Annotated in this window: 2 protein-coding genes; both read right to left on the reverse strand. The window is 67.0% G+C overall.

Annotated features, from left to right (window positions below; genetic code table 11):
- Positions 1-42 precede the first annotated feature (42 nt).
- Positions 43-924, reverse strand: coding sequence for an IS3 family transposase (locus EIZ44_RS44405; protein WP_043836095.1), 882 nt, complete (start codon positions 922-924; stop codon positions 43-45).
- On the reverse strand, positions 921-1,226 hold the full coding sequence (locus tag EIZ44_RS44410; RefSeq protein ID WP_134662598.1) for a transposase: 306 nt from the start codon (positions 1,224-1,226) through the stop codon (positions 921-923). Before EIZ44_RS44410 ends, EIZ44_RS44405 begins: the two co-directional genes overlap by 4 nt.
- Positions 1,227-1,303 lie beyond the last annotated feature (77 nt).

The following is a 1,303-nucleotide window of genomic DNA, read 5'->3' on the forward strand; positions in this document are numbered from 1 at the left end:
TGGGATTGACCCGTTTTGACGGACAGGGTCGTTGAGGTGTGGTCAGGCTACCCGGCGCGCGGTTGTTTCGTAGGTGGCGGGGCTGAGGTAGCCGAGGCTGGAGTGCAGGCGGCGGGTGTTGTACCAGCCTTCGATGTACTCGAAGATCGCTTTGTGCGCGGCGGTGTGGGTGGGCCAGCCCTGCCGGTCGAGCAGTTCGGCTTTGATCGTGGCGAAGAACGACTCGGCGACCGCGTTATCCCAGCATTGTCCCTTGCGTCCCACCGACAATCGCACGCCCGCGTCGGCGGCGAGGGCGTTGAATTGCGCGGAGGTGTACTGGCAGCCGCGGTCGGAGTGGAAGATCACCCCGGGATCGGGGCGGCGCTGGGTGACGGCGCTGTGCAGCGCGTCGGCGACCAGGTCGGTGCGCAGGTGGTCCGCGGTGGCCCAGCCGACGACGCGTCGGGAGTCCAGGTCGATCACGGTGGCCAGGTAGAGCCAGCCTTCCCAGGTGTGGATGTAGGTGATGTCCCCGCACCAGCGGGTGTTGATATCGCCTGCGGCACAAGAGAAATCACGCTTGATCAGATCGGCTGGGGTGGCCGCGGCGAGATCGGGGACGGTGGTGGTGCGCCACCGTTTCGGTGTCCGCCCGGCCAGCCCGGCGGCGCGCAGGAGCCGGGCGACCCGTTTGCGGGAGTGCCGTTTGCCGCGGGCGCGGAGTTCGGCGTGGACCCGTGGCGTTCCGTAGGTGGCGTCCGACTCGTCGTGGATCGTGATGATCTCGGCGGTAAGATCCGCATCGTCTTGTTTGCGCTGGGACGGTCCGGCGGCACGGTGGGCATAGTAGGCGGCTCGGGAGACCTTCAGCAGTTCGCATGCACGCTTGACGTTGCCGTCGCTGCCGGCGTTCTCCGCCTCGATGAACGGGTACACGTTCACCGGGTCTCCTTCGCGAAGAAAGCCGTGGCCCGTTTGAGGATCTCCACATCCTCGGACAGGCGGCGGTTCTCCCGCCGCAACCGGGCCAGCTCTGCCCGCTCGTCGCTGGTCAGCCCGCCGTCGGCGCGGGTCCCGGCGTCACGCTCGGCCTGCTTGACCCACTCCCGCACACCGGTCTCGGTCAAGTCGAAATCCTTCGCGACCTGCCCGATCGACCGGTCGCCCCGCTGGCACAGCCCAACGATCTCGGCCTTGAACTCAGGCGTGAACGAACGACGAGGCCGAGGCTTCTTCCTGCCCATGGTCTCCATGATGGAACATCCTTCCCGAGGGCATCAGCCCCCTGATCTCGGATGTCCGTCAAAACGGGTCAGGCCCA

This window comes from Amycolatopsis nivea, assembly GCF_004522235.1.
Lineage (GTDB): Bacteria > Actinomycetota > Actinomycetes > Mycobacteriales > Pseudonocardiaceae > Amycolatopsis > Amycolatopsis nivea.

Coding starts and splice junctions, on each gene's coding strand:
- EIZ44_RS44410 (WP_134662598.1), bottom strand. CDS start 1,226: ATGGGCAGGAAGAAGCCTCGGCCTCGTCGTTCGTTCACGCCTGAGTTC.